The organism is Pseudomonas sp. NY15437 (assembly GCF_048068435.1).
Classification (GTDB): Bacteria; Pseudomonadota; Gammaproteobacteria; order Pseudomonadales; family Pseudomonadaceae; genus Pseudomonas; species Pseudomonas nitroreducens_B.
Genome location: NZ_JBLUQC010000017.1, coordinates 56,506 through 80,492, shown reverse-complemented (window position 1 = coordinate 80,492; position 23,987 = coordinate 56,506). Strand labels below are relative to the sequence as shown.

General features: G+C 65.0%; 19 protein-coding genes. 12 read left to right on the top strand and 7 right to left on the bottom strand.

Going from position 1 to position 23,987, the window contains the following annotated elements:
- Positions 1–97 precede the first annotated feature (97 nt).
- From ACNFIA_RS27885 to ACNFIA_RS27875, 3 genes are all read right to left on the bottom strand, one after another.
- Positions 98–1,207: an AIM24 family protein gene (locus ACNFIA_RS27885; protein ID WP_416790242.1), complete on the bottom strand. Its 1,110-nt coding sequence runs from the start codon at positions 1,205–1,207 to the stop codon at positions 98–100.
- A gap of 470 nt (positions 1,208–1,677) precedes the next feature.
- Positions 1,678–2,901: a tyrosine-type recombinase/integrase gene (locus tag ACNFIA_RS27880; RefSeq protein ID WP_416790240.1), complete on the bottom strand. Its 1,224-nt coding sequence runs from the start codon at positions 2,899–2,901 to the stop codon at positions 1,678–1,680.
- A gap of 161 nt (positions 2,902–3,062) precedes the next feature.
- Positions 3,063–4,091 (bottom strand): AraC family transcriptional regulator, encoded by a 1,029-nt coding sequence (locus ACNFIA_RS27875; RefSeq protein ID WP_416790239.1) that lies wholly within the window; start codon positions 4,089–4,091, stop codon positions 3,063–3,065.
- 144 nt (positions 4,092–4,235) lie between these two features.
- Here ACNFIA_RS27875 and ACNFIA_RS27870 point away from each other — a divergent pair, with 144 nt between their 5' ends.
- The 6 genes from ACNFIA_RS27870 (at position 4,236) to ACNFIA_RS27845 (ending at position 12,328) form a co-directional block, all read left to right on the top strand.
- Positions 4,236–5,831, top strand: coding sequence for an FAD-binding oxidoreductase (locus ACNFIA_RS27870; RefSeq protein WP_416790238.1), 1,596 nt, complete (start codon positions 4,236–4,238; stop codon positions 5,829–5,831).
- Between the two features lie 4 nt (positions 5,832–5,835).
- A complete protein-coding gene (locus ACNFIA_RS27865) occupies positions 5,836–7,410 on the top strand; it encodes a glycerol-3-phosphate dehydrogenase/oxidase (protein WP_416790237.1) in 1,575 nt (524 codons plus the stop codon).
- 51 nt (positions 7,411–7,461) lie between these two features.
- Positions 7,462–9,021, top strand: a complete 1,560-nt coding sequence (locus ACNFIA_RS27860; RefSeq protein WP_416790235.1) for an FGGY-family carbohydrate kinase — start codon at positions 7,462–7,464, stop codon at positions 9,019–9,021.
- Between the two features lie 78 nt (positions 9,022–9,099).
- Positions 9,100–10,020, top strand: coding sequence for a lipid kinase YegS (yegS, locus tag ACNFIA_RS27855; RefSeq protein ID WP_416790234.1), 921 nt, complete (start codon positions 9,100–9,102; stop codon positions 10,018–10,020).
- Positions 10,021–10,133: 113 nt separating this feature from the next.
- Positions 10,134–11,063, top strand: coding sequence for a chemotaxis protein CheV (locus ACNFIA_RS27850; protein ID WP_259756182.1), 930 nt, complete (start codon positions 10,134–10,136; stop codon positions 11,061–11,063).
- Positions 11,064–11,518: 455 nt separating this feature from the next.
- Entirely contained in the window at positions 11,519–12,328 is an 810-nt protein-coding gene (locus ACNFIA_RS27845; protein WP_416790232.1) for an MOSC domain-containing protein, read from the top strand.
- 147 nt (positions 12,329–12,475) lie between these two features.
- Here the strand turns inward: ACNFIA_RS27845 and ACNFIA_RS27840 are convergent, their stop codons facing one another.
- Together ACNFIA_RS27840 and ACNFIA_RS27835 are read right to left on the bottom strand one after the other, a co-directional pair.
- Positions 12,476–12,856: a lysozyme inhibitor LprI family protein gene (locus tag ACNFIA_RS27840; RefSeq protein ID WP_416790231.1), complete on the bottom strand. Its 381-nt coding sequence runs from the start codon at positions 12,854–12,856 to the stop codon at positions 12,476–12,478.
- A gap of 59 nt (positions 12,857–12,915) precedes the next feature.
- Complete coding sequence (locus ACNFIA_RS27835; protein ID WP_416790229.1) at positions 12,916–14,841, bottom strand: transglycosylase SLT domain-containing protein; 1,926 nt, start codon at positions 14,839–14,841, stop codon at positions 12,916–12,918.
- 207 nt (positions 14,842–15,048) lie between these two features.
- Between ACNFIA_RS27835 and ACNFIA_RS27830 the strand changes: the two genes are divergently transcribed.
- Both ACNFIA_RS27830 and ACNFIA_RS27825 read left to right on the top strand, forming a co-directional pair.
- A complete protein-coding gene (locus ACNFIA_RS27830; protein ID WP_416790227.1) occupies positions 15,049–16,959 on the top strand; it encodes an ATP-binding cassette domain-containing protein in 1,911 nt (636 codons plus the stop codon).
- 261 nt (positions 16,960–17,220) lie between these two features.
- The gene (locus ACNFIA_RS27825) at positions 17,221–17,907 is read left to right on the top strand and encodes a DUF6901 family protein (protein ID WP_416790225.1); all 687 of its coding nucleotides are present in this window, start codon (positions 17,221–17,223) and stop codon (positions 17,905–17,907) included.
- Positions 17,908–17,950: 43 nt separating this feature from the next.
- Here the strand turns inward: ACNFIA_RS27825 and ACNFIA_RS27820 are convergent, their stop codons facing one another.
- A complete protein-coding gene (locus ACNFIA_RS27820; protein WP_024766849.1) occupies positions 17,951–18,391 on the bottom strand; it encodes a universal stress protein in 441 nt (146 codons plus the stop codon).
- An 80-nt stretch (positions 18,392–18,471) separates the two neighbouring features.
- On the opposite strand from ACNFIA_RS27820, the gene ACNFIA_RS27815 reads away from it, so the two are divergent.
- Entirely contained in the window at positions 18,472–18,906 is a 435-nt protein-coding gene (locus ACNFIA_RS27815) for a hypothetical protein (RefSeq protein WP_259756171.1), read from the top strand.
- A 5-nt stretch (positions 18,907–18,911) separates the two neighbouring features.
- Here the strand turns inward: ACNFIA_RS27815 and ACNFIA_RS27810 are convergent, their stop codons facing one another.
- Positions 18,912–19,718 carry a hypothetical protein gene (locus ACNFIA_RS27810; RefSeq protein WP_416790224.1) on the bottom strand — a complete coding sequence of 269 codons (807 nt, stop codon included), beginning with the start codon at positions 19,716–19,718 and terminating at the stop codon, positions 18,912–18,914.
- Between the two features lie 472 nt (positions 19,719–20,190).
- Here ACNFIA_RS27810 and fadB point away from each other — a divergent pair, with 472 nt between their 5' ends.
- From fadB to ACNFIA_RS27795, 3 genes are all read left to right on the top strand, one after another.
- Entirely contained in the window at positions 20,191–22,338 is a 2,148-nt protein-coding gene (gene fadB / locus ACNFIA_RS27805; protein WP_259756168.1) for a fatty acid oxidation complex subunit alpha FadB, read from the top strand.
- Between the two features lie 30 nt (positions 22,339–22,368).
- A complete protein-coding gene (gene fadA / locus ACNFIA_RS27800; RefSeq protein WP_259756166.1) occupies positions 22,369–23,544 on the top strand; it encodes an acetyl-CoA C-acyltransferase FadA in 1,176 nt (391 codons plus the stop codon).
- Between the two features lie 122 nt (positions 23,545–23,666).
- Positions 23,667–23,930 carry a DUF1653 domain-containing protein gene (locus ACNFIA_RS27795; RefSeq protein ID WP_416790221.1) on the top strand — a complete coding sequence of 88 codons (264 nt, stop codon included), beginning with the start codon at positions 23,667–23,669 and terminating at the stop codon, positions 23,928–23,930.
- The last annotated feature ends 57 nt before the right edge of the window (positions 23,931–23,987 follow it).

Genomic DNA, 23,987 nt, shown 5'->3' with positions numbered 1-23,987 from the left:
CCTGATTTCGCTGACAACTTCGAAAAGAGGGCCGGGAGATCCGGCCCTCGGCATATTCGGGAGTTGGGATGCTAGCGAATCTCCCCGCATCGAAGCCTTAACCTTGGCGCTGTCCGCCACCATTGGGGGCTGCAGCCAGGAACCGACTCGCGAGCCGGCTAAAGGGGAGTGACTGTATCCAAACAGTTCCCGGCCCGCGAAGAGTGCCGAGGAACATACCCTCGCCGCCAAAAAGCATGCTTTTGATCCCACCTGCAGGCCGAATGTCAAAGTCGACGCTGGCAGTCATAGCAGCAAGACAGCCCGTGTCGATGTCCAACTGCTCCCCAGGAGCGAGCTCGATCTTGCGTAAGGTTCCGCCCATGTGGACGAACACCACACCATCCCCTTCCAACTTCTGCAGACAGAACCCTTCGCCGCCGAACAAGCCTGTGAGGATCTTCTTCTGGAAGTGCAAGCCGATAGAGACGCCCTTGGAGCCGGCCAGGAAGCTGTCCTTCTGGCAGATAAGGCGCCCGCCGAAGGCTTTAAGATCCAGAGCGAGGATTGTGCCGGGGAAGGGCGCAGCGAAGGCAACGACGCCCTTGCCGGGCCGCTTCTGAGTGAAGACTGTGGTGAACATTCCCTCACCAGTGATGAGCCTCTTCCCGGCGCTGAAAAGCTTGCCCACGAATCCGCTGTCCGAATCGCTGCCATCCCCAAAAATCGTTGTCATCTCGACGCTGGGAGACTTGAACATCAAGGCCCCGGCCTCCGCGACTGCACTCTCGCCCTCGTCCAGCTCCACCTCTACAAACTGCAGGTCGCTTCCGTGCACCTTATAGTCGATCCCATCGGTACGCTTATTCGATCCATAGCCTTGGGACATGCCTCCGCCAGGTAACTCCTGAACCACGGTGCTGGATGCAACTGAAGGGGGCGGCGTTGGCTCAGGGGCGGATGCAGGAGGGGAATAGGTAGGGACAAGCGCCACTCCGGCCGGAAACGACAACGGCTTCGCCGAGATCATCTCAGCTGCCGGGGCGGGTAGCGGGGTACCGTCACGTTTCGCCGGGCGGATTTCAGGCACAAGGTGGACCAACTCCCAGTCAGACATGCCAGACCGCCAGCACCAGGAGCCTGGTGATTCCCTGGCAATCAACTTCGCCTTTTCGGTATCCATCGGGCCAGCGAGTTTGCCGTTCACAGATAAGGTCCAGTTCGCCAACGGCGTAACTCCAATATTAGGGTCACGAAAGCCTATCAACTTTGAGTTGCTGGCGTGGGCATTTGCGTTACCAGTGGAAGGACAGACGGCTATCCACGACCTTAGACGCTGCATCCCCAGCCCAGTCTTCATGGTTGCCAGGAACGTACAGTATGCACCGAGGGCGGGTCCTACCTGTGTAGATCGCAGTAGAGAGTCATTTGGTGTCCGAACGGGTTGATTCAGGTCGCGAAAACAGTTTGGGATTGTGGCGGATGTAGTCTGCCCGGTCATCGGTGCTTCTGGCGTGCAGGCGGAGCACTGGCGCCAAGCTGTTAGGCGTCGCCGCAATGAAAGGCCGTCATGGGCGGCGAGCTTACTTAGCTCGATAAGGGATTGCAGTACCGACTGGTGGTGAGAGAGGCCCCCCTTTGGCCTGCTCGTTGGGGCTCTGTAATTAATGGACTTAATGTGGTTGGTGCGCGTTAGGCCTAGTAACTGTCGCTCGTTGCGTTTGTGGCAATGCAATATGCCGCCCAGTCGCTCATCAATGCCCGGCGTCTCTCCAGAAAATCCGAGCGCGAGTAGGCCGCTTCGGTTTGGTCTCGCTCATCGTGTGCTAAAGCAAACTCGCAAACTTCTCGTGGGTAGTGTGTGCATTCACTTGCCCAATCTCGGAAGGTTGAGCGGAATCCGTGACGTGTGATGTCAGCATGTCCTAACCGATGGAGCAGGTTGCGGATCGCGTTAGTGTGCATGACCCCGCTTTTACCGTGCCCGGGGAAGAGGAACGGCGAGTCAGTATGCTTCACCGTCTGAAGCAGTTCTATGGCCGGCGCAGGTAGGGGAACGAGAAAGGCTTTTTTCATCTTCATGCGTTCGGCAGGAAGCGTCCATATTCCCTCTTCGAGATCGAACTCGCTCCACTGGGCGAGTCGCACCATGTGCGATCTTGCGCCCGTGATAATCAACAGGCGAGCAGCTAATGCATCTCGGCTGGAGTCCTGCTGGAGCTTGGCTATCAGTTCCGGCAGATCACGCCAGTGCATGGCGGGAAAGTGCTGCCGCTGTCGTGCCTTTTTCTTTTCAGCTTTGCTGAGGAGATTTTCAAGGTGCCCGCGCCAGCGAGCGGGGTTATCTCCCTGACGTAGTCCGTGCGCTTTCGCGGCATCGAGGATTTGCTCGATCTGGCCGCGTATCTCATCTGCAGTACGGGTTTTAGATGCCCAGATGGGGCGCAGGACCTTCAGTACGTGCTCGGTCTGTACGGCATCCGCGGAGAGCTTGCCTAAGACAGGGAAGGCATGGAGCTCAAGCTTACGAAGCCAACCCGTGCGCCATTTCTCCGACCAGTTTTCTCCGTGAGCTTTCAGATGCTCGGCTGCAAGCTCTTCGAATGTGGTGCGTTGCGCAGCAGATGCACGCTCGGCTTCGCGTTTCGCCTCCTTTTCGGCATCGCGTTTAGCGAGAGGGTCGGCACCACTGACGAGATTTTTTCGCTGCTCCCCTGCAAGCAGTCGCGCTTGGCTGAGGGAAACTGTGGGGAAGGGGCCAAGCCCCATCTCGCGACTTTTCCCATTCAGCTTGTATCGGAAGATCCAGCTTGAGGAGCCGCCTTTGGCTACCTGGAAGTAGAGCCCATCACCGTCATTGGTCTTTCCCGCGACTGAGGCTCTTGCCAATGACTCGACAGTCTTGCTCGTCAGCTTACCCATACCCTTGCCTCTTCGGTAAACCCACACCTTGACCCACACTTTGGCGGTGGATTCAGCTAGTCTTTGCTAGACGTTATGAGACCAATGGTAGGCCGTAATGCCTTTGTTTTCTAGGGTTTTCGGATTTTTCTAGATTTTGCTGGATGCTAAAAACGCCGGTCTCAGACCGGCGTTTTCTTGTGCTGCTGGCGGTACTCGCCGGGTGTCTGGTCGGTCCAGCCCTTGAAGCTGCGGTGGAACGAGCGCGACTCGGTGAAGCCCAGGTACTGGGCGATGTCCTGGATCGGCAGGTCGCTGTGCACCAGATAATGTTCAGCCAGTTCCTGGCGCAGTTCGTCGAGGATCTGCTGGTAGCTGGTCCCGGCCTGCTGCAGGTGACGCTGCAAGGTGCGCACGGTCATCTCGAAGCGCTCGGCGACGCGTTCCTTGCGCGGCAGGCCGTCCTTGAGCAGCAGGCGCAGGGCGTTCTTCACCCGCAGCGGCAGCGGCTCGTCGTCGTCCAGTTCGGCCATCAGCGCCAGGGCGTGTTCTTCCAGGGTGCGCAGCAGGTTGGCGTCGGCCTGGCGCAGCGGGTAGCTCAACAGGTGCAGCGGCACCAGCAGGGCGCTGAAGGGTTGTTCGAAGCGCACCGGGCAGCCGAACAGGTGCTCGTACTCGGCGATGTCGGTGCCGTCGGGCTGCGCATGTTCGAACCAGACCTCCTGCGGCGAGCCCTGGGTATCGGCGATCCAGCGGGCGTACAGCAGCCAGGACGCCAGCACGTTCTCCACCATGTGCCGGCGGATCGGCGCGGCCTCGTGGCGGCAGTTCCAGATCAGCTTGATGTGGTCCTCGCCCGGCTCCAGGCGGCTCACGCCCATGTCGCCGACCAGCTTCTCGTAGGGAATGATCCGGCCCATGGCTTCGCCCAGGTTGGCGCAGTTCATGGTGATGTAGCCCAGCACGCTCCAGGAACCCGGCTGCACGAAGCGCGCCGCATGCAGGCCGAACAGCGCATCGCCGGAGTGCGTGCTCAGGTGCTCAAGCAGGCGCTCGTGGGCTTCGCTGGGCAGGCGCTGGCTGTTATCGCTCAGCTGCGAGCGTTCCAGGCCCGCCGCCTGGAGGGCGGCGTCCAGGTCCATGCCGAGGGACTCGGCGTGGCGCAGGTATTTCAGCAGGGCGGGGACGGAGGTATAGCCGAGGGAATGCATGGCGTGAGTTCTTGTTCTGGTGTCTCGATCGGCAACTGCGCCTGTCTTGATTCGACAGTGACAGGGCAGGGCGGCTGGCTAGTATAGGCAGCCATCAAGCGGCACCGAAATAGCCAAGACAGACCCTGATAAAAAGGAGCGGGCATGCGACGCTGGAACGGCTGGGGAGAAGAAACGACGGTAGTGGAACTGCCCGACAACGGACGCGGTTTTCTCGCCGAGCTGGTCGGCCCTGGCCGGACCCTGCCGGACGCCACGCTGGAGCAGGTGCTGGCCAAGGTGCCGGCGTCGCGCCTGCCCGAGCATCCGCTGGTGGTGCGCGACGCCCGCGACCGCCTGCTGCACGCACGCGGCCAGAGCCTGCCAGACTGGCTGGCGATGCGCGAAGGCGAGTTCGGCGTGTTCCCCGATGGCGTGGCCTACCCGCAGACCGCCGAGCAGATTCGCGAGCTGCTGAAGTTCGCCGAACTCTGGGATTGCCTGGTGATTCCCTACGGCGGCGGCACCTCGGTGGCCGGGCACATCAATCCGCCGGAGTCGGACAAGGCGGTGCTCACCGTATCCCTGGAGCACATGAACCGCTTGCTGGCGCTGGACGAGCAGAGCCTGATCGCCACCTTCGGCCCCGGCGCCAACGGCCCCCAGGTGGAAAGCCAACTGCGCGCCCGTGGCTACACCCTCGGCCACTTCCCGCAATCGTGGGAGCTGTCCACCCTCGGCGGCTGGGTCGCCAGTCGCTCCAGCGGCCAGCAGTCGCTGCGCTACGGGCGCATCGAGCAGCTGTTCGCCGGCGGCACCCTGGAAACCTTCGCCGGCAGCCTGGAGATCCCGACCTTCCCGGCCTCTTCTGCCGGCCCCGATCTGCGCGAAGTGGTGATGGGCTCTGAAGGCCGCTTCGGCATTCTCTCGTCAGTGAAGGTGCGGGTGACGCGCATCGCCGAGGACGAACGTTTCTACGCGGTGTTCCTGCCGTCCTGGGAGCAGGCGCTGGAAGGCATCCGCACCCTGGTGCAGGCGCGTGTGCCGCTGTCCATGCTGCGCCTGTCCAACGCCGTGGAAACCACCACCCAGCTGGCGCTGGCCGGCCATCCCGGGCAGATCGCCTGGCTGGAGCGCTACCTGAAGCTGCGCGGTGCCGCCGAGGGCAAGTGCATGCTGACCTTCGGCGTCACCGGCGACCGTGCGCAGAACGCGACCTCGCTGCGCGCCGCGCGGCGCATTCTCAAAGGCTTTGGCGGCGTGTTCACCGGCACGCTGCTGGGCAAGAAGTGGGCGCAGAACCGCTTCCGCTTCCCCTACCTGCGCGAGGCGCTGTGGGAGAACGGCTACGTCGTCGACACCCTGGAAACCGCCACCGACTGGTCCAACGTCGACAACCTGCTCAACCGCATCGAAGCCAGCCTGCGCGACGGCCTGGCCGCCGAGGGCGAGCGCGTGCACGTGTTCACCCACCTGTCCCATGTCTATGGCGAAGGCTCGAGCATCTACACCACCTACGTGTTCCGCCCGGCCGCCAGTTATGCCCAGACATACGAGCGCTGGCGCAAGCTCAAGCATGCCGCCAGCCAGACCATCGCCAGCAACCGCGGCACCATCAGTCACCAGCACGGCGTTGGCAAGGACCACGCGCCCTACCTGCCGGTGGAGAAAGGCCCGCTGGGCATGGCCGCGATCAAGGCGCTGGCCGGGCATTTCGACCCGTCCGGCCGGTTGAACCCCGGCACCCTGCTGCAGGACTGAATCCATGGCCTGGAATGCGGCATGGCGCGCCGAGGCGTTGCCGGAGCTGGCGGCGCGCGACTGGGACCTGATCGTGGTGGGCGGCGGCATCACCGGCGCCGGCATCCTGCGCGAGGCCGCGCGGCGTGGCTGGCGCTGCCTGCTGGTGGAGCAGCGCGACTTCGCCTGGGGCACGTCCAGCCGTTCCTCGAAGATGGTCCACGGCGGCCTGCGCTACATCGCCAAGGGCCAGTTCGGCCTGACCCGCGACTCGGTGCGCGAGCGCCAGCGCCTGCTCGGCGAGGCGCCGGGGCTGGTCGATCCGCTGAGCTTCATCATGCCGCACTACCGGGGCGGCTTCCCCGGCCCGCGCGTGTTCGGCACGCTGCTGTCGCTGTACGACGCGTTGGCGGGGCGGCGCAACCACAGGTTCTATCGCCTGGAAGCGCTGCGCTACCTGGCGCCGGGCTTGAGGGAAGATCGCCTGCTGGGCGGCACCCGTTTCGAGGATGCCGTGACCGACGATGCGCGCCTGGTGATGCGCGTATTGAGCGAGGCGCGGGCCGAGGGCGGCGAAGCGCTGAACGGCCTGAAGGTGATCGAACTGGATCGCCGCGACGGCCGTGTGCAGGGGCTGGTGGCCGAGGACGGCGAGAGCGGCGCGCGTTTCGCCTTCCGCGCCCGTGCCGTGGCCCTGGCCACCGGCGCCTGGGCCGATGCCTTGCGGCACAAGCACGGCAGCGAGCACATCCGCCCGCTGCGCGGCAGCCACCTGTTGATTCCGGCGTGGCGCCTGCCGGTCGCCCACGCCTTCAGCTTCATGCACGGGCAGGACAAGCGCCCGGTGTTCGTCTTCCCGTGGGAAGGCGCGACCGTGGTCGGCACCACCGACCTCGATCACCGTGACACGCTGGACGACGACGCCGCCATCAGCCGCGATGAAGTGGATTACCTGCTGGCCGCCTGCGCGCAGCAGTTTCCCAGCGCGCAAATCAGCGCGGCGGACGTGCGCTCCACCTGGGCCGGCGTGCGTCCGGTGGTCAGCGACGGCGCGCCCTCGCTCAAGCCGTCGGACGAGAAGCGCGAGCATGCGCTGTGGGTCGAGCCCGGCTGCGTGACCCTGGCCGGCGGCAAGCTCACCACCTTCCGCCTGCTGGCGCTGGAAGTGCTCGCCGCCTGCGCGCCGATGCTGGAGCGGTCGCCGGACGCAGCCGATGCGGCGGTCTTCGCGCCCGTCGACCACGTCGACCTTCCCGGGCTCACGCCCTGCCAGCAGGCCCGTCTGCGCGGTCGCCATGGCCGCGCGCTGCCGGAGTTGGCGCGGGTGCTGCGGACCGTGGGCTGCGAGTGCATCGGCCACACCGATTCGCTCTGGGCCGAACTGGCCTGGGCCGCGGAGGGTGAACTGGTGCTGCACCTGGACGACCTGCTGTTGCGCCGCACCCGCATCGGCCTGCTGCTGGCCGACGGCGGCGCCCATGAATTGCCGCGGATTCGCGCGCTGTGCCAGCCACGCCTGGGCTGGGACGACGCGCGCTGGAAACGCGAAGAACAGGACTACCTGGCCTTGTGGCGCCGCTGCTACAGCCTGCCCGCCTGAGCGGGAAGCGCGGAGCGGCAAGCCCTGAGCTTCTAGAAGCGAGAAAGCAGAATGGATAACAACAATTACCTGCTGGCCATCGACAACGGCACCCAGAGCGTGCGCGCGCTGCTCTTCGATCTCCAGGGCAACCTGGTGGGCAAGGGCAAGGTCGAGCTGGAAGCCTATTTTTCGTCGCAGCCCGGCTGGGCCGAGCAGCACCCGGACTATTACTGGGCGCAACTGGGCGAGGCCTGCCAGCGCCTGTGGGCCAGCGTCGATATCGATCGCAGCCGTATCCGGGGCGTGTCGCTGACCACCCAGCGAGGCACCGTGATCCACGTCGACGAAGCCGGCCAGGCCTTGCGCCCGGCCATCATCTGGCTGGACCAGCGCCGCGCCGAACTGGGCGAGTCGATCAAGGGGCCCTGGGGCTGGCTGTTCAAGCTGGTGGGCGCGCAGGGCGCTGTGGACTACTTCCGTACCCAGGCCGAGGTGAACTGGGTGGCCCAGCAGCAGCCGGACATCCACCAGCGCACCCACAAGGTGCTGCTGCTCTCCGGCTTCCTCACCCAGCGCCTGTGCGGGCGCTACGTGGACTCGGTGGCCTGCAGCGTCGCCTACCTGCCGTTCGACTACAAGAAGTTGCGCTGGGCCGCACCGCGCGATTGGAAGTGGCAGGCGCTGGAGGTCCGCCACGATCAACTGCCGGCGCTGTTCAAGCCCGGCGAGACGCTGGGCGAGATCACCGCCCAGGCCAGCCGCCTGACCGGCATTCCCGAAGGACTGCCGCTGATCGCCGCGGGCGCGGACAAGGCCTGCGAAGTGCTCGGCGCCGGTGCCATCGACCCGAGCGTGGCGTGCCTGTCCTATGGCACCACCGCGACCATCAACACCACCCGCTCGCGCTACCTGGAGACCATCCCGCTGATCCCGCCGTACCCGGCGGCGATTCCCGATCACTTCAACACCGAAGTCATGATCTACCGCGGCTTCTGGATGGTCAGCTGGTTCAAGCGCGAGTTCGGCCTGCGCGAGATGCAGCGCGCCCAGGAGTTGGGCATCGAGCCGGAGAAGCTGTTCGACGAGCTGGTCAACAGCGTGCCCGCCGGCTCCATGGGCCTGATGCTGCAGCCCTACTGGACGCCCGGCATCCGCGAACCGGGGCTGGAGGCGAAAGGCTCGATCATCGGTTTCGGCGACGTGCACACCCGCGCGCACCTCTACCGCGCCATCCTCGAAGGCCTGGCCTATGCGCTGCGCCAGGGCAAGGAGCGCATCGAGAAGCGCTCCGGCACGCGCATCCAGCGCCTGCGCGTGGCTGGCGGCGGTTCCCAGAGCGACGCGGCGATGCAGCTCACCGCCGACATCTTCGGCCTGCCGGCGGAGCGCCCGCATGTCTACGAGGCGTCCGGCCTGGGCGCGGCCATCGATTGCGCGGTGGGGTTGGGGTTCTACCCCGACTTCAGCACCGCCATCGCCGCCATGACCCGCGTGGGCGACGTCTTCCACCCACGCCCCGAGGCGCAGCGCACCTACGAGCGGTTGTACAGCGAGGTCTACCAACGCATGTACCGCCAGCTCAAGCCGCTGTACCAGAGCATCCGCGAGATCACCGGCTACCCGGCCTGAGGGGCAAATCAACATGGAGGAAATTTCCTCGCGCTAGTCTGAGTCATAACCAACGGACTCACCGGGAGGAAACCCACCATGACCCCACCCAAGGCCCTGCTGATCCTGCATGGCAAGCAAGCCGCCAACGACGAGGTGCGTGCCGCCGTGCAGGCCGCGCGTGAAGCAGGGCAGACGCTGGATGTCAGGGTGACCTGGGAGGGCGGCGACGCCCGGCGGCTGGTGGAAGAGGGCCTGGCGGCGGGCTACACCACGCTGATTGCCGGTGGCGGCGACGGCACCGTGCGGGACGTGGCCGAGGCCCTGGCCCAGGCCGGTGGCGCGGCCAGCCTGGCGATCCTGCCGCTGGGCACCGCCAACGACTTCGCCCGCGCCGCCGGCGTGCCGCTGGAGCCGGCCGCCGCGCTGGCGCTGCTGGAACTGCCGGCGCGGCCCATCGACCTGGGCGAAGTGGACGGGCAGATGTTCCTCAACATGGCCACCGGCGGCTTCGGCTCGAAGGTCACGGCCAATACCCCGGAAGAGCTGAAGAAGCTGCTCGGCGGCGCGGCGTACCTGCTTACCGGGCTGACGCGGTTTTCCGAGGTGCATGCGGCGCAGGGGCGCTTCACCGGGCCGGATTTCAGCTGGGAAGGTGAATTCCTCGCCCTGGGCATCGGCAATGGCCGGCAGGCGGGTGGCGGCCACGTGCTCTGTCCGCAGGCCACGGCGGATGATGGGTTGCTCGATGTGAGCATCCTGCCCACGCCCCAGGACATGGTCGGCACCCTCGGCGCGTTGCTCGGCGGCGGGCTCGGCACCCAGGACGTGTTCATTCGCGCGCGCCTGCCCTGGGTCGAGGTGGAGGCCCGCGAGGGGCTGGACGTGAACCTCGACGGCGAACCGCTGGAAGGCAACAAGCTGCGCTTCGAAGTGCGCCCGGCGGCCCTCTCCATGCACCTGCCGGCGGATTCGCCGTTGCTCTCGTCCACTGGGCGGCTCGGCCTGCCGGAGGGCTGATCGGTCTGGCCCGGACCGGGCAAGTCGTGCATGATGGCGCACGGCCAGTATCTTGTTCCTCAGGATTCAGCCGATAGCGTTCCCGCACGACTCATTCCGAATCTGGAGCAGGCATGGCCGGTATTCTCGACACTGTCGATCAACGCACCCAACTGGTAGGCGAGAACCGCCTGGAAATCCTGGTCTTCCGCCTGGCCGGGCGGCAGCAATTCGCGATCAACGTGTTCAAGGTGCAGGAAGTGCTGCAGCTGCCGCGCCTGACCCTGATCCCGCAGCGCCACCCGATGATCTGCGGGGTGATCAACCTGCGCGGCCAGACGCTGCCGGTCATCGACCTGTCGCGCGCCATCGGCATGCGCGCGCTGACCCCCGATGCCAACAGCACCATCATCGTCACCGAGTACAACCGCTCGGTGCAGGCCTTCCTCGTGGGTGGGGTGGAGCGCATCCTCAACCTCAACTGGGAGTCGATCCAGCCGCCGCCCGGTGGCGCCGGCCGTCAGCACTACCTGACGGCCATCACCAAGGTGGACGACCGCCTGGTGGAGATCATCGACGTGGAGAAGGTGCTGGCCGAGATCGTGCCGATGAACACCCGCGTTTCCAGCGACCGCCTGGACGACGCGCTGCTCAGCCAGACCCGTGGCCGCGAAGTGCTGGTGGTGGACGACTCCAGCGTCGCCATCTCCCAGCTGCGCGACACCCTGACCCAGCTCGGCCTGCGCCTGCACGTGGCCACCGATGGCCTGCGTGCGCTCAACCAGCTCAAGCGCTGGGCGGACGAAGGCAATGACATGGACGAGAAGTTGCTGATGGTCTTCACCGACGCTGAGATGCCGGAAATGGACGGCTACCGGCTGACCACCGAGATCCGCAACGACCCGCGCCTGCGCGAACTCTACGTGGTGCTGCACACCTCGCTGTCGGGCAGCTTCAACGATGCCATGGTGAAGAAGGTCGGTTGCGACGACTTCCTCTCCAAGTTCCAGCCGGACCAACTGGTGGAAGTGGTGCGTCGGCGGTTGCAGAAAGTCCCGGCCTGATCCAACCCGGCTCTTCGTAGGAGCGAGCTTACTCGCGAACGCATTCCGCGGGACCCACAGGCATCAAGCGGTTCGCGAGCAAGCTCGCTCCTACAGGGAACAGCCGCCCGCTCTTATAGGGGCAATGGGCTTCTTTCCGGCAGGTTTGTGCCGACGCTTCCCCCTCACCCCAGCCCTCTTCCAGAAGGAGAGGGAGAAGATTGTGCCGGCTGACGCTGTGGTTGCACTTGCACCAAACGGTCCCCTCTCCCTCTGGGAGAGGGTTAGGGTGAGGGCGGCCCGAGCGCTGGAGTATCACCGTAGGAGCGGAGCTTCTCCGCGAAGTCCCTTCTTCCTGCTCCGTCAGTGGCAGGCGTCTGTCTGGGCGCCCCATGCTCGCCACCGCAATGCCCATTGCTAGTCGCCCGTCCCACGCCGTATAAGGTCGCTTTCGCCTGCATGAAAGGAAGCTTCCCATGTACAGCCTGAGCGCGCTCTACCGCTACCCGGTCAAATCCACCGCTTACGAGCCGCTGGAGTCCGTCCGCCTGGACGCGCTGGGCCTGGAAGGGGATCGACGCTGGCTGGTGGTGGAGGCGTCCAACGGCCGCTTCCTCACGCAGCGCCTGCTGCCGCAGATGGGCCGCATCGAGGCGCGCTGGCAGGACGATTTCGCCGCCCTGCGTCTGCGTGCGCCCGGCATGGAGGACCTGCTGGTGAACGTGCCCGGCCGTGACGACAACCTGCGCGGCGTGCTGATCTGGCGCGACACGCTGCAGGTGCCGGACGCCGGCGAGGCGGCTGCCCAGTGGCTGAGCACCTTCCTCGGCCGCGACGTGCGCCTGGTGCAGATGCCCGAGCAGCGCGCCCGGCAGGTGGATACCGCGTACGCCGAACCTGGCGAGCAGGTGCACTTCGCCGATGGTTTCCCGCTGCTGCTGATCGGCCAGGGATCGCTGGACGACCTCTCGGCTCGGGTTGGCCGTCCGCTGGAGATGCTGCGCTTCCGCCCGAACCTGGTGGTGACGGGCGCCGAGCCCTTCGCTGAAGACGGCTGGAAGCGCATCCGCATCGGCGAGGTTACCTTCAAGGTGGCCAAGCCGTGCTCGCGCTGCATCCTCACTACCATCGACCCGCACACCGGCGAGCGCGATGCCGCCCGTGAACCGCTGGCGACCCTGCTGGACTACCGCAACGTCAATGGCGAGGCCCTGTTCGGGCAGAACCTGATTGCCCTGAACGGCGGCGCGCTGCGCGTGGGCATGGACGTGGAAGTCCTGGAGTAGGGCGCAGCCGGGCGCTGCGCCGCGCTGGGGATTCCCTGTAGGAGCGAGCTTGCTCGCGAACCCGCCTGAGGCCAATGCGTCAGGCGAACAGCGTTCGCGAGCAATAACGATGGCGTCCCCCTCGCGCCCACAGGTAGCTCCAGGGCGTTACAGCTTGGCGTCGACGCAACCGGTGCTCTGGCACTCGCGCTCACGCTCACGCAGCACGGCCAGGCGTTCGTTGGTCTTGTCCACCGCGCATTGCAGGTTGACGAAGTAGCCGCCGTCGCGCTCGTAGCTGCACTGGGCGTCGCGGTCCTTGATCCAGGCGATCTGGCTCTTCTTCAGCGCGGCCTTCTGGCCGTCGTTGAGCATCTTGCGCAGGGTGCCGAATTCATTGTTCAGCTCGCGGTCCACCTGGGCGTATTCGGTGCTCAGGCAGTACACGCTGTCGAAGGCATTGCGCGGCTTCTCGCAGGCGGCGAGGGCATGGCCTGCGCTGAGCAGGCCGGCAGCCAGGACGGTGAGGGAGAGAAGGGGCTGGCGCATGGGAATTTCCTTTTCCTTTAGGGGATGAAAACCGCCCGGCAGGTGCCGGGCGGGGATGGTCAGAGTTCGTCGAAGAAGCGTTCGTGCCAGTCGACGATGGGCTGCGGTGCGTTGAGCTTCTGCCCGTAGATCACCGCGTAGGACAGCACGTTCTGCACGTAGGCGCGGGTCTCGTCGAACGGAATGGTCTCGACCCAGACGTCGAACGCCAGGTGGCGCGCGTCCTTCAGCCACTGGCGCACGCGGCCGGGGCCGGCGTTGTAAGCGGCGGTGGCAAGCACGCGGTTGCCGTTGAACTGGCCGTGCACCTGGCTCAGGTACGCAGCGCCCAGCTGGATGTTCACGTCCGGCACGATCAGTTGCTGCGGCGAAGCCAGGGGGATGCCGAATTTCTTCGAGGTTTCCTTGGCGGTGCCGGGCATCAGTTGCATCAGGCCGGTGGCGCCGACGCCGGAACGCGCATCGGACATGAAGGCGCTTTCCTGGCGGGTGATGGCGAATACCCAGCTCGAATGCAGGCCGCGGTTGCGTGCCTCGCGCACCAGGGTGTTGCGGTAGGCCATGGGGAAGCGGATGTCGAGATCGTCCCAGTACTTCGCCTGGCTGATCGCGCGGATCGCCGGGAAGTACCACTGCATGTCGTAGGCGATCTTCGCCTGGGCCAGCAGCTCGTCGTGGCTCAGGTGGCGGGCGGCGTGGTACCACTCGCGGCGGGCGTTGATGATTTCGCCGCGGGCGTAGAACTCCAGGGCGCGGCGGGTACTCGGTGCGTTGCGCACGCGCTGCATCGTGCCCGCATCCGGCGCTACCGGCCGGTTGTTCAACTGGTAGGGGGCGTTGATCCGGTCGGCGGCGAGGAAGCCGTAGAAGTCGCGCTCGCCGGCCACCGGCTGGTACAGGCTGACGGCCTGCTTGTTCTGCGGCTGCGCCAGTTGCAGGGAGCGCGCCTGCCAGTACTTCCAGCGGTTGGTCTCGGCCAGCGACGGCGGCAGGGCGCGGGTCAGGTCGTAGGCCTCCTGCCAGCGGCCCAGGCGCAGCAGCAGGCGCAGACGCCATTCGGTGACGGTGTCGTCGCGCAGCTGCGGGTCGTACTTGACCATCATCGGCAGGGCGCGCGGGTCGTAGCGGCGCGCCAGGCTCAGGCCGATCTCGCGGGCAATGGACACCTGCTCGTCGCTGGAGAAGGGCAGCACCGAGCTGTAGTAGTCCAGCAGGCTGATGGCCTTTTCCGGGTCCTGCTTGGCGAGGCGACGCAGGCCCAGGCCGACGACGTCGGCGGTGGCGTGGTCCCGGGCACTGAAGCGCGTGGTCTGGCTCAGTTGCGACGGGTTCTGTGCGACGTTGACCATCAGCGCGCCCTGGCTGCCCAGGGTCGGCAGGCGCTTGGAAAGCACCGTGGCAAGGCTGTAGTTGCCCTTTTCGGCGGCCAGCTTCAGGCGCTTCCAGACCTTCTCCTCGGTGAGCTGGCCGTCGGCCTGCCACAGGGCGAAGGTGGTGTCGCAGGCATCAGGCTGCGGCTTGCCCACCAGCCAGAGCCTCTCGGCGGTGGCGTAGCCATCGGCCTTGTTGCCGTGGCCGAGCTGGTACTGGCCGTAGAGGCAGTCCAGCTCGGTGAAGTTCATCTTCGGGTCGTAATAGCGCACGAAGGTGTTCCAGTCGCCGCGATCGGCCAGCTGGCGCATCCAGCGCAGTTTCAGCCAGTTGATCTGCGGCAGGTCGCCGTGCTGCTCGATGAAGCGCTCGATCTCGGCGTTGCTGGCGCTTTTCAGGCGGTTGGTCAGTTCGTCGTAGGCGAGGTAGGGCTGCAGCGGATAATCGGCCAGGGCCGATTGATAAGCGAAATAGGGGCCGCTGTCGCCGCGCGCCAAGGCCTTCTGCGCCTCGTCGTACATCTGGCGCTGCTGGGGCAGGGACGCTGCGTTAACTGTCGAAGCGGACAGGCTGAGGATCAGGCAGGAAAACAGGGAAAAAAGGCGACCGCGCATGGCTCTTCCGGGAAGATGATCGGTGGGCGCTGGATGGCGCGCGCCCGCTGCCACCTAGCTTAGCCTGTTGCGCGCAGGCGGTGAAAGCGCCGCCACGGACGCAGGGCGCAAAGGCGGACGCCTGTCTCGCTGCGCGAGATTGTGTGCGACCCTCTGACTTTTGCGCGCTTTCCCTTAAACTGCGCGCCCTGTTTGTGGAGATACCCAATGACCCTGCTCAAGTTCACCGACGTGTCCCTTGCCTTTGGCACCACTCCGCTGCTGGATAAGGTGTCCTGGCAGATCGCCCGGGGTGAGCGGGTGTGCGTCATTGGCCGCAACGGCACCGGCAAGTCGAGCATGCTCAAGCTGGTCAAGGGCGAGCAGAAGCCCGACGACGGCGACATCTGGCGCGCCCCGGCGCTGAAGATCGGCGAGCTGCCGCAGGAACTGCCGCGCGCCGACGAACGCACCGTCTATGACGTGGTCGCCGAAGGCCTGGCCGAAGTGGGCGAGCTGCTGGCCCGCTACCACCACCTGAGCATGCACATCGAGACCGAGGAGGACCTGGCCAAGCTCGCCCGCGTCCAGCAGGAGCTGGAAGCCCGCGACGGCTGGCGCCTCGGCCAGCTGGTGGACACCACGCTGAGCCGCCTGCAACTGCCGGCCGACAAGACCCTCGCCGAGCTCTCCGGTGGCTGGCGCCGCCGCGTGCTGCTGGCCCAGGCGCTGGTCGCCGAGCCCGACCTGCTGCTGCTGGACGAGCCGACCAACCACCTGGACATCGGCGCCATCGCCTGGCTGGAAAACGCCCTGGCGGACTTCCCCGGTGCCGTGCTGTTCATCACCCACGACCGCGCCTTCCTGCAGGCCGTGGCCACCCGCATTCTCGAACTGGACCGCGGCCACCTGATCGACTGGAATGGCGACTACGCCAGTTTCCTCGTGCATAAAGAGCAGGAACTGGCGGCGGAAGAGGCGGCCAACGCGCTGTTCGACAAGCGCCTGGCCCAGGAAGAAGTGTGGATCCGCCAGGGCATCAAGGCGCGCCGCACCCGTAACGAAGGCCGAGTGCGCGCGCTCAAGGCCATGCGCAACGAGCGCGCCGAGCGCCGCGAGCGCCAGGGCAAGGCCAGCTTCCAGCTGGAGACGGCGGAAAAGTCTGGCAAGCAGGTGATCGTCGTCGAGAACGCCGGCTTCGCCCACCCGGGCGGCCCTGCCTTGATCCGTGACTTTTCCCTGGTGCTGCAGCGCGGCGATCGTATCGGCCTGCTGGGCGCCAACGGTACCGGCAAGACCACGCTGCTCAAGCTGCTGCTGGGCGACCTGCAGCCGACGTCGGGCAGCGTCAAGGAAGGCACCCGCCTGGAAGTGGCTTATTTCGACCAGCTGCGTCACCAGCTGGAGCCGGAAAAGACCGTCATCGACAACATCGCCGAAGGTCGCGAGTTCATCACCATCAACGGCCAGAACCGCCACGTGCTCAGCTACCTGGGCGACTTCCTGTTCTCCCCCCAGCGCGCCCGTACCCCGGTGAAGGCGCTCTCCGGCGGCGAGCGGGCACGCCTGTTGCTGGCCAAACTGTTCAGCAAGCCGGCCAACCTGCTGGTGCTGGACGAGCCGACCAACGACCTGGACGTGGAAACCCTGGAACTGCTGGAAGAGGTACTGCTGACCTTCGATGGCACCGTGCTGATGGTCAGCCACGACCGGGCCTTCCTCGACAACGTGGTGACCAGCACCCTGGTGTTCGAGGGTGAAGGGCGCGTGCGCGAATTCGTCGGTGGCTACCAGGACTGGCTGCGCCAGGGCGGCTCGCCGAAGTTGCTGGGCGTGGGGGAGGAGAAGGGCGACAAGCCTGCCGCCGCCCCCGTGGTCGAGCAGCCGGCGCCGGTGAGCGCACCGGCAGACGCCGCGCCGAAGAAAAAACTGAGCTACAAGCTGCAACGCGAACTGGAGGCCATCCCCGGGCAGATCGACGCCCTGGAAGGCGAGCTGGCCGCGTTGCAGGCAGAAACCGCGTCGCCGGACTTCTACCAGCGACCGCAGGACGAAGCCCAGGCCGCCCTGGCGCGCCTGGGTACCCTGCAGGAAGAACTGGACCGGCTGATCGAGCGTTGGGCCGAACTGGAAGAGTGATCCGTTCGGTCCAGCGGTGTGCCCGTGCGTATCGCTGATCAAAGACTGTCAGAGCCTGTTCAGAATCTTGCGAGCTAGAGCAGAACAAGGCAAAAACAGGCGAGGAAGCGGAGTTTACGTGCTGTAAATGAGCATGACTCGCTCCGCTCGCCCTTTCAGGGCCACACTAAAGTGCGTTAGCTGCAAGCAGCTTCCGAGCCTTTTTTAACGCCGTGATGCCGACGCGCAGCAGATTTTGAATAGGTTCTAAGGGATGGCCGAATGGCAATTGAGTACCGCATCACCCTGGATGATGAGCACGAGTTCAGATACCGCATCGAGCTGGAGCGTCAGTACGACCCGCAGATAGCTGCCAAGACCCCGCGCTGGACGCGTCTTGAGAACAACCGCTGCAGCAACTGCCCGCTGAACCCGGCGCAGCACAGCCATTGCCCGGCGGCGGTGGATCTGCACCGGGTGATCGAGGATTTCCGTGGGTTGCCGGCGTTCAAGAAGGTGGCGGTGCAAGTCCGCACGCCGGAGCGCGAGTACACCAAGCAGGTCGGCCTGGAAGAGGGCCTGCGCGCACTGCTGGGGGTGATCATGGCCACCAGCGCCTGCCCGCTGCTGGGCAAGCTCAAGCCCATGGCGCAGCAGCACCTGCCGTTCGCCAGCAACCAGGAATTCATCCTGCGCGCGGTGTCGCTGTACCTGATGCGGCAGTATTTCAATTTCCGCGAGGGACGGCATGCGGACTGGGAGCTGAAGGGGCTGGTGAAACAATTCCAGCAGTTGCAGCTGGTGAACCAGGCGTTCTGGCAGCGGATTCACGAGACCTGCGAGGGCGACTCGAACCTGAAGGCCTTCCTCAGCTTCTTCTCCATGGCGTCGAGCATGAGCTATTCGCTGGAGGCGCAGTTGCAGAAGGTGCGGCCGCTGTTGATGAGCGGGGACATGCTCGGCGCCTGAAACGAAGCGGGCCCCGCAGGGCCCGCCGTTTGCTGAAGCTGTCTCAGCTGGTTTTCTGCAGGCGCACGGCAAGAACGTCGCAGGGCGCGCCGTGCAGCACATCGTTGGCGGTCGAGCCCAGCAGCAGGGCGAGGCCGTGGCGGCCATGGCTGCCGACGACGATCAGGTCGCAGTCCTGCTCGTCGGCGAGTCGGTGGATTTCCTGGCGGGGTTGGCCGTAGACCAGGTGGCACTGGGAGCTGGTGATTTCGGCGTAGGTCAGGGTGAACTGGTGCAGGCGCTCCTTGGCCTGGTCGAACTGCTGTTGTTGCAGCATCGACAGGTCCATCGGCACGTCGCCGCCGAAGGCCATCGCCATGGGTTCGACCACATGCACCGCCGAGAGCCGGGCATCGTTGGCCTTGGCCAGCGCGACCGCCCGTTTCATCACCGGATCGCATTCCTCGGTTAGGTCGACGGCGACCAGAATGTGTTGGTAGGGCATGAACGTCTCCTCCGGGGGACTCGTTATTAATCAGTATGGCCCTAATGGCCGTGCTTGACCTGTTGACCGGTATAACCGATATGACCACCTGGATGGTAATTCTTCTCATCGCACTGGTGCTCAGCCCGCTGACCTGGCTGATCCCCTCGCGCGGCCAGCGCGGGCAGATGGACCTGCGCCTGCAGGCGCGGCGCCTGGGCCTGGCGATGCAGATGGCGCAGCAGGAGTGGCCGCACTGGCTGGAGCGACAGCCGCCGCGGCAGTGCGCGCAATACCACCGCGCCCGCGGCAGGAATCGCGATGTCTGGTGCTACTGGCAGAGCGCGCCCGGCGTCTGGCTGGACCGCTGGCGCGAGGCGAGCGCCCCGGCCGAACTGGCGCAGGCACTGGCCAGCCTGCCCAGGGACGTCTACATGGTCGAGGCGACGCCCCAGTTCCTGGCGTTGTACTGGGGTGAGCGGGGCGACAGCAGCGACCTCGAACGGGTCGCCACCTTCCTTAAACAGCATGCCTGAAGCGATCAGCTCTGCTGCGCCGCGTAGAGGCCGGAGACTTTCTCCAGGTCCTCGATGATGCGGTCGGAGTACTTGTTGATCAGGAAGGGCACGCTGTTCTGGTTGTAGTTCTGCAACGACTTCTCGATGTAACGCCACTTGATCGCCACGCCGCGCAACTCCTGGCCGATCTCCGGCGTGGTTTGCGGCGCCTGTTGCAGCTTCACCAGGTTGATCGCGAAACGGTTGGCCAGGTCGTCCAGCGGGCGTTCTTCGCCGCCACCGAAGAAGCTGGCGCCCACCGAGGCGTTGCGCGAGGCATAGTCCACCGCGATGTCCTGCATCAGCAGGCTCTGCTCGCGGGTCTGCTGGGTCAGTGGCGGTACCTTGCTGCCGCTTTCCTCCTGAATCTTCGTATAGAGCTGCTCGGCGGTCTCCAGCAGCTCGCGGTTCTGTGCGGCGAGATCGGCTACCGGTTGCAGGTCGGTATAGCCCCTCTTGTCCAGCGCGCCGGTGAGGGCCTTCAGCTGGCCGGCGTAGGCCTTCCACTCGTCCTGCAATTCGGCCTTGAGCTTCTTCGATTCGTTGCCGGGCATTTCCCCGAGCTTGCCCAGGGCGTCGCTTGCGTTCTGCGACGAGGCCTCGACCATCTTGGCGTACTTCTGGTCGCCTTCCATCGCGTTGAACATGAAGAAATCGCCGAGGCTGCGCTGGGCGGCGAGGCGCGTCTGGTGGACGTTGAGCAGGTCGCTGGCGGCGTCGGCGGCAGCGAAGAGGGGCAGGGTGGTGAGCGCGAGCGCAGACAGCAGACGCACAAGCGGACGGCTGGGCATCGTTCCAACTCCTTGGAGCCATGGGCTTCTTGTTGTTTTGTATCCAGGTTCCAGGCGTCCGCCGGCGTTGGCAGAAGGCAGATCGCCATTGCGCCCGACTCTAGCGCGGGCCATGGGGTTTGAACAGTGGCTGCCGGGACGTCGGTGCCAGGTGGCAAGTGTCACGATAGGCATGATGAATAGGGCATCAGGGCTGCGCTGAATGCTCCGCCCCAGACGCCCCGGCCGCATTGCGACTGTTACGTCTCGCCGATTGACAAGCATTGGCTTTTGCTAGAAGGTGGGCGCACCCAAATCAAACGGGCGTATGAATCGATCGTTTGCCACGCGCGAAGGATCCAATCATAACGCCCCGGCTATCGCGTCGGCGGGTGTGCCGCCAGCTTTGGGACTATCCTCGGCGCTGCCGAACGGTCCCGATACACGGTGTCCGACGTGTGATTTCAAGCTTCCCTAGCGTGGAGATCAGTTGATGATTTACCAAGGTAAAGCCATCACGGTTAAGGCTCTTGAGAGCGGCATCGTCGAGCTGAATTTCGACCTCAAGGGCGAGTCCGTCAACAAGTTCAACCGACTCACCCTGAATGAACTGCGCCAAGCAGTCGATACCATCAAGGCCGATGCGTCCGTCAAGGGCGTGATCGTGACCAGCGGCAAAGGCGTATTTATCGTCGGCGCCGACATCACCGAGTTCGTCGACAACTTCAAGCTGCCCGATGAAGAGCTGCTGGCGGGCAACCTCGAAGCCAACAAGATCTTCAGCGACTTCGAAGACCTGAACGTTCCGACCGTGGCCGCGATCAACGGCATCGCCCTGGGCGGCGGTCTGGAAATGTGCCTGGCTGCCGACTTCCGTGTCATGAGCGCCACCGCCAAGGTCGGCCTGCCGGAAGTGAAGCTGGGCATCTACCCGGGCTTCGGCGGCACCGTTCGCCTGCCGCGCCTGATCGGCTGCGACAACGCCGTCGAGTGGATTGCCTCGGGCAAGGAAAACAAGGCTGAAGACGCGCTGAAAGTCGGCGCCGTCGATGCCGTCGTGGCACCGGAAAAACTCCAGGACGCCGCTATCGACCTGGTCAAGCGCGCCATCGCCGGCGAGCTGGACCACAAGGCCCGTCGTCAGCCGAAGCTGGAAAAGCTCAAGCTGAACGCCATCGAGCAGATGATGGCCTTCGAAACTGCCAAGGGCTTCGTAGCCGGCCAGGCTGGCCCGAACTACCCGGCACCGGTCGAAGCCATCAAGTCGATCCAGAAAGCCGCCAACTTCGGTCGTGACAAGGCGCTGGAAATCGAAGCCCAGGGCTTCGTGAAACTGGCCAAGACCTCGGTTGCGCAGAGCCTGATCGGCCTGTTCCTCAACGACCAGGACCTGAAGAAGAAGGCCAAGCAGTACGACGAAATCGCCAAGGACGTGAAACTGGCCGCCGTACTGGGCGCCGGCATCATGGGTGGCGGCATCGCCTACCAGTCCGCTTCCAAGGGCACTCCGATCCTGATGAAGGATATCCGCGAAGAGGGTATCCAGATGGGTCTGAACGAAGCCGCGAAGCTGCTGGGCAAGCGCGTCGAAAAAGGCCGCATGACCCCGGCCAAGATGGCCGAGGCGCTGAACGCCATTCGCCCGACCATGTCCTACGGCGACTTCGGCAACGTCGACATCGTCGTCGAGGCCGTGGTCGAGAATCCGAAGGTCAAGCAGATCGTTCTGGCAGAAGTTGAAGGCGTCGTGAAGGAAGATGCGGTCCTCGCATCCAACACCTCCACCATCTCCATCAACCTGCTGGCCAAGGCGCTCAAGCGTCCGCAGAACTTCGTCGGCATGCACTTCTTCAACCCGGTGCACATGATGCCGCTGGTGGAAGTCATCCGTGGCGAGAAGTCCAGCGACGTCGCCGTCGCCACCACCGTGGCCTACGCCAAGAAGATGGGCAAGAACCCCATCGTGGTGAATGACTGCCCCGGCTTCCTGGTCAACCGCGTGCTGTTCCCGTATTTCGGCGGCTTCTCCAAGCTGCTGGGCTTCGGTGTGGACTTCGTGCGCATCGACAAGATCATGGAGAAGTTCGGCTGGCCCATGGGCCCGGCCTACCTGTCCGACGTGGTCGGCATCGACACCGGCCACCACGGCCGTGACGTGATGGCTGAAGGCTTCCCGGACCGCATGGCGGTGGAAGGCAAGACCGCCGTCGACGTGATGTACGAGGCCAACCGCCTGGGCCAGAAGAACGGCAAGGGCTTCTACGCCTACGAGACCGACAAGCGCGGCAAGCCGAAGAAAGTCTCCGATCCGCAGGCTTATGAGCTGCTGAAGTCCATCGTCACCGAGCAGCGCGAGCTGACCGACGAGGACATCGTCAACTACATGATGATCCCGCTGTGCCTGGAAACCGTGCGCTGCCTGGAAGACGGCATCGTCGAGACCGCTGCCGAGGCCGACATGGGCCTGATCTACGGCATCGGCTTCCCTCCCTTCCGTGGCGGTGCCCTGCGTTACATCGACTCCATCGGTGTGGCCGAATTCGTCGCACTGGCCGACAAGTACGCCGACCTGGGTGCGCTGTACCACCCGACCGCGAAGCTGCGTGAAATGGCCAAGAACGGCCAGAAGTTCTTCGGTTGAGTGCGCAACGAATAGAGCGAGAGTGAATTTATGAGCCTGAATCCGAGAGACGCCGTCATTGTCGACTTCGGCCGCACCCCGATGGGCCGTTCGAAGGGTGGCATGCACCGCAACACCCGCGCGGAGAACATGTCCGCGCACCTGATCAGCAGCGTGCTGGCACGCAACCCGAAGATCGACCCGGCAGAAGTCGAGGACGTGATCTGGGGCTGCGTGAACCAGACCCTGGAGCAGGGCTGGAACATCGCGCGCATGGCGTCGCTGATGACCCAGATCCCGCACACCAGCGCCGGCCAGACCGTCAGCCGCCTGTGCGGCTCGTCCATGAGCGCCCTGCACACCGCCGTGCAGGCGATCCAGACCGGCAACGGTGACGTCTTCGTCATCGGCGGCGTGGAGCACATGGGCCACGTCGGCATGATGCACGGCGTCGATCCGAACCCGCACATGTCCCTCTACGCCGCCAAGGCGTCGGGCATGATGGGCCTGACCGCCGAAATGCTGGGCAAGATGCACGGCATCACCCGCGAGGCGCAGGACAAGTTCGGCGTGCGTTCGCACCAGCTGGCCTGGAAAGCGACCCAGGAAGGCAAATTCAAAGACGAAATCATCCCGATGGAAGGCTACGACGAGAATGGCTTCCTGAAGGTCTTCGACTTCGACGAAACCATCCGTCCGGAAACCACCCTGGAAAGCCTGGCGGCCCTGAAGCCAGCCTTCAACCCGAAGGGCGGCACCGTGACGGCGGGTACTTCCTCGCAGATCACCGACGGCGCTTCCTGCATGATCGTCATGAGCGCCCAGCGCGCCCAGGACCTCGGCGTGCAGCCGATGGCCGTGGTTCGCGCCATGGCAGTGGCGGGCGTTGATCCGGCGATCATGGGCTACGGCCCGGTTCCGTCGACCAACAAGGCGCTCAAGCGCGCCGGCCTGACCATCAACGACATCGACTTCTTCGAGCTCAACGAAGCCTTCGCTGCACAGGCCCTGCCGGTGCTCAAGGACCTCAAGCTGCTCGACAAGATGGAAGAGAAGGTCAACCTGCACGGCGGCGCCATCGCCCTGGGTCACCCGTTCGGCTGCTCCGGTGCGCGTATCTCCGGCACCCTGCTGAACGTGATGAAACAGAACGGCGGTACCCTGGGCGTGTCCACCATGTGCGTGGGCCTGGGCCAGGGCATCACCACCGTCTTCGAACGCGTCTAAGCTTTCGTCGATGGGAGAGCCGGGGCCTTGTGCCCCGGCTTTCGTTTTTGTCGGGCGGGGATTGCCCGGCGGCCGCGCAATGAGCACAATCGCCGCCTTTTGGCCGGCCGAGGGGAACCGACATGCACTTGCAGCCCGGACTGTATCGACATTACAAGGGACAGCAGTACCGTGTGCTCGGCGTCGCCCGGCATTCGGAAACCGAGGAAGAGCTGGTGATCTACCAGGCGCTGTACGGCGAATTCGGCCTCTGGGTGCGCCCGCTGAGCATGTTCACCGAGGCGGTGGACGTGAATGGCGAGAAGGTCCCGCGCTTCGCCCTGGTGAGCGCCGAAGAGGATCCGCTGGGGCTTCTGACTGGCCCGTCCGGCGAAACCCAAGCTTGACCTTGGCGCGACCGCCACTATATATAGCGGTGCCGCTCCTAGCTCCTCCCTCCTTAT

Excerpts from the sequence above, each read along its gene's own strand:
- ACNFIA_RS27815 (WP_259756171.1), top strand. The coding sequence starts at position 18,472 with ATGACCACCTGGATGGTAATTCTTCTCATCGCACTGGTGCTCAGCCCG.
- ACNFIA_RS27880 (WP_416790240.1), bottom strand. The coding sequence starts at position 2,901 with ATGGGTAAGCTGACGAGCAAGACTGTCGAGTCATTGGCAAGAGCCTCA.
- ACNFIA_RS27875 (WP_416790239.1), bottom strand. The coding sequence starts at position 4,091 with ATGCATTCCCTCGGCTATACCTCCGTCCCCGCCCTGCTGAAATACCTG.
- ACNFIA_RS27810 (WP_416790224.1), bottom strand. The coding sequence starts at position 19,718 with ATGCCCAGCCGTCCGCTTGTGCGTCTGCTGTCTGCGCTCGCGCTCACC.
- ACNFIA_RS27870 (WP_416790238.1), top strand. The coding sequence starts at position 4,236 with ATGCGACGCTGGAACGGCTGGGGAGAAGAAACGACGGTAGTGGAACTG.
- ACNFIA_RS27795 (WP_416790221.1), top strand. The coding sequence starts at position 23,667 with ATGCACTTGCAGCCCGGACTGTATCGACATTACAAGGGACAGCAGTAC.
- ACNFIA_RS27845 (WP_416790232.1), top strand. The coding sequence starts at position 11,519 with ATGTACAGCCTGAGCGCGCTCTACCGCTACCCGGTCAAATCCACCGCT.
- ACNFIA_RS27850 (WP_259756182.1), top strand. The coding sequence starts at position 10,134 with ATGGCCGGTATTCTCGACACTGTCGATCAACGCACCCAACTGGTAGGC.
- ACNFIA_RS27830 (WP_416790227.1), top strand. The coding sequence starts at position 15,049 with ATGACCCTGCTCAAGTTCACCGACGTGTCCCTTGCCTTTGGCACCACT.
- ACNFIA_RS27860 (WP_416790235.1), top strand. The coding sequence starts at position 7,462 with ATGGATAACAACAATTACCTGCTGGCCATCGACAACGGCACCCAGAGC.
- ACNFIA_RS27835 (WP_416790229.1), bottom strand. The coding sequence starts at position 14,841 with ATGCGCGGTCGCCTTTTTTCCCTGTTTTCCTGCCTGATCCTCAGCCTG.
- ACNFIA_RS27840 (WP_416790231.1), bottom strand. The coding sequence starts at position 12,856 with ATGCGCCAGCCCCTTCTCTCCCTCACCGTCCTGGCTGCCGGCCTGCTC.
- ACNFIA_RS27865 (WP_416790237.1), top strand. The coding sequence starts at position 5,836 with ATGGCCTGGAATGCGGCATGGCGCGCCGAGGCGTTGCCGGAGCTGGCG.
- fadB (WP_259756168.1), top strand. The coding sequence starts at position 20,191 with ATGATTTACCAAGGTAAAGCCATCACGGTTAAGGCTCTTGAGAGCGGC.
- ACNFIA_RS27825 (WP_416790225.1), top strand. The coding sequence starts at position 17,221 with ATGGCAATTGAGTACCGCATCACCCTGGATGATGAGCACGAGTTCAGA.
- ACNFIA_RS27820 (WP_024766849.1), bottom strand. The coding sequence starts at position 18,391 with ATGCCCTACCAACACATTCTGGTCGCCGTCGACCTAACCGAGGAATGC.
- fadA (WP_259756166.1), top strand. The coding sequence starts at position 22,369 with ATGAGCCTGAATCCGAGAGACGCCGTCATTGTCGACTTCGGCCGCACC.
- yegS (WP_416790234.1), top strand. The coding sequence starts at position 9,100 with ATGACCCCACCCAAGGCCCTGCTGATCCTGCATGGCAAGCAAGCCGCC.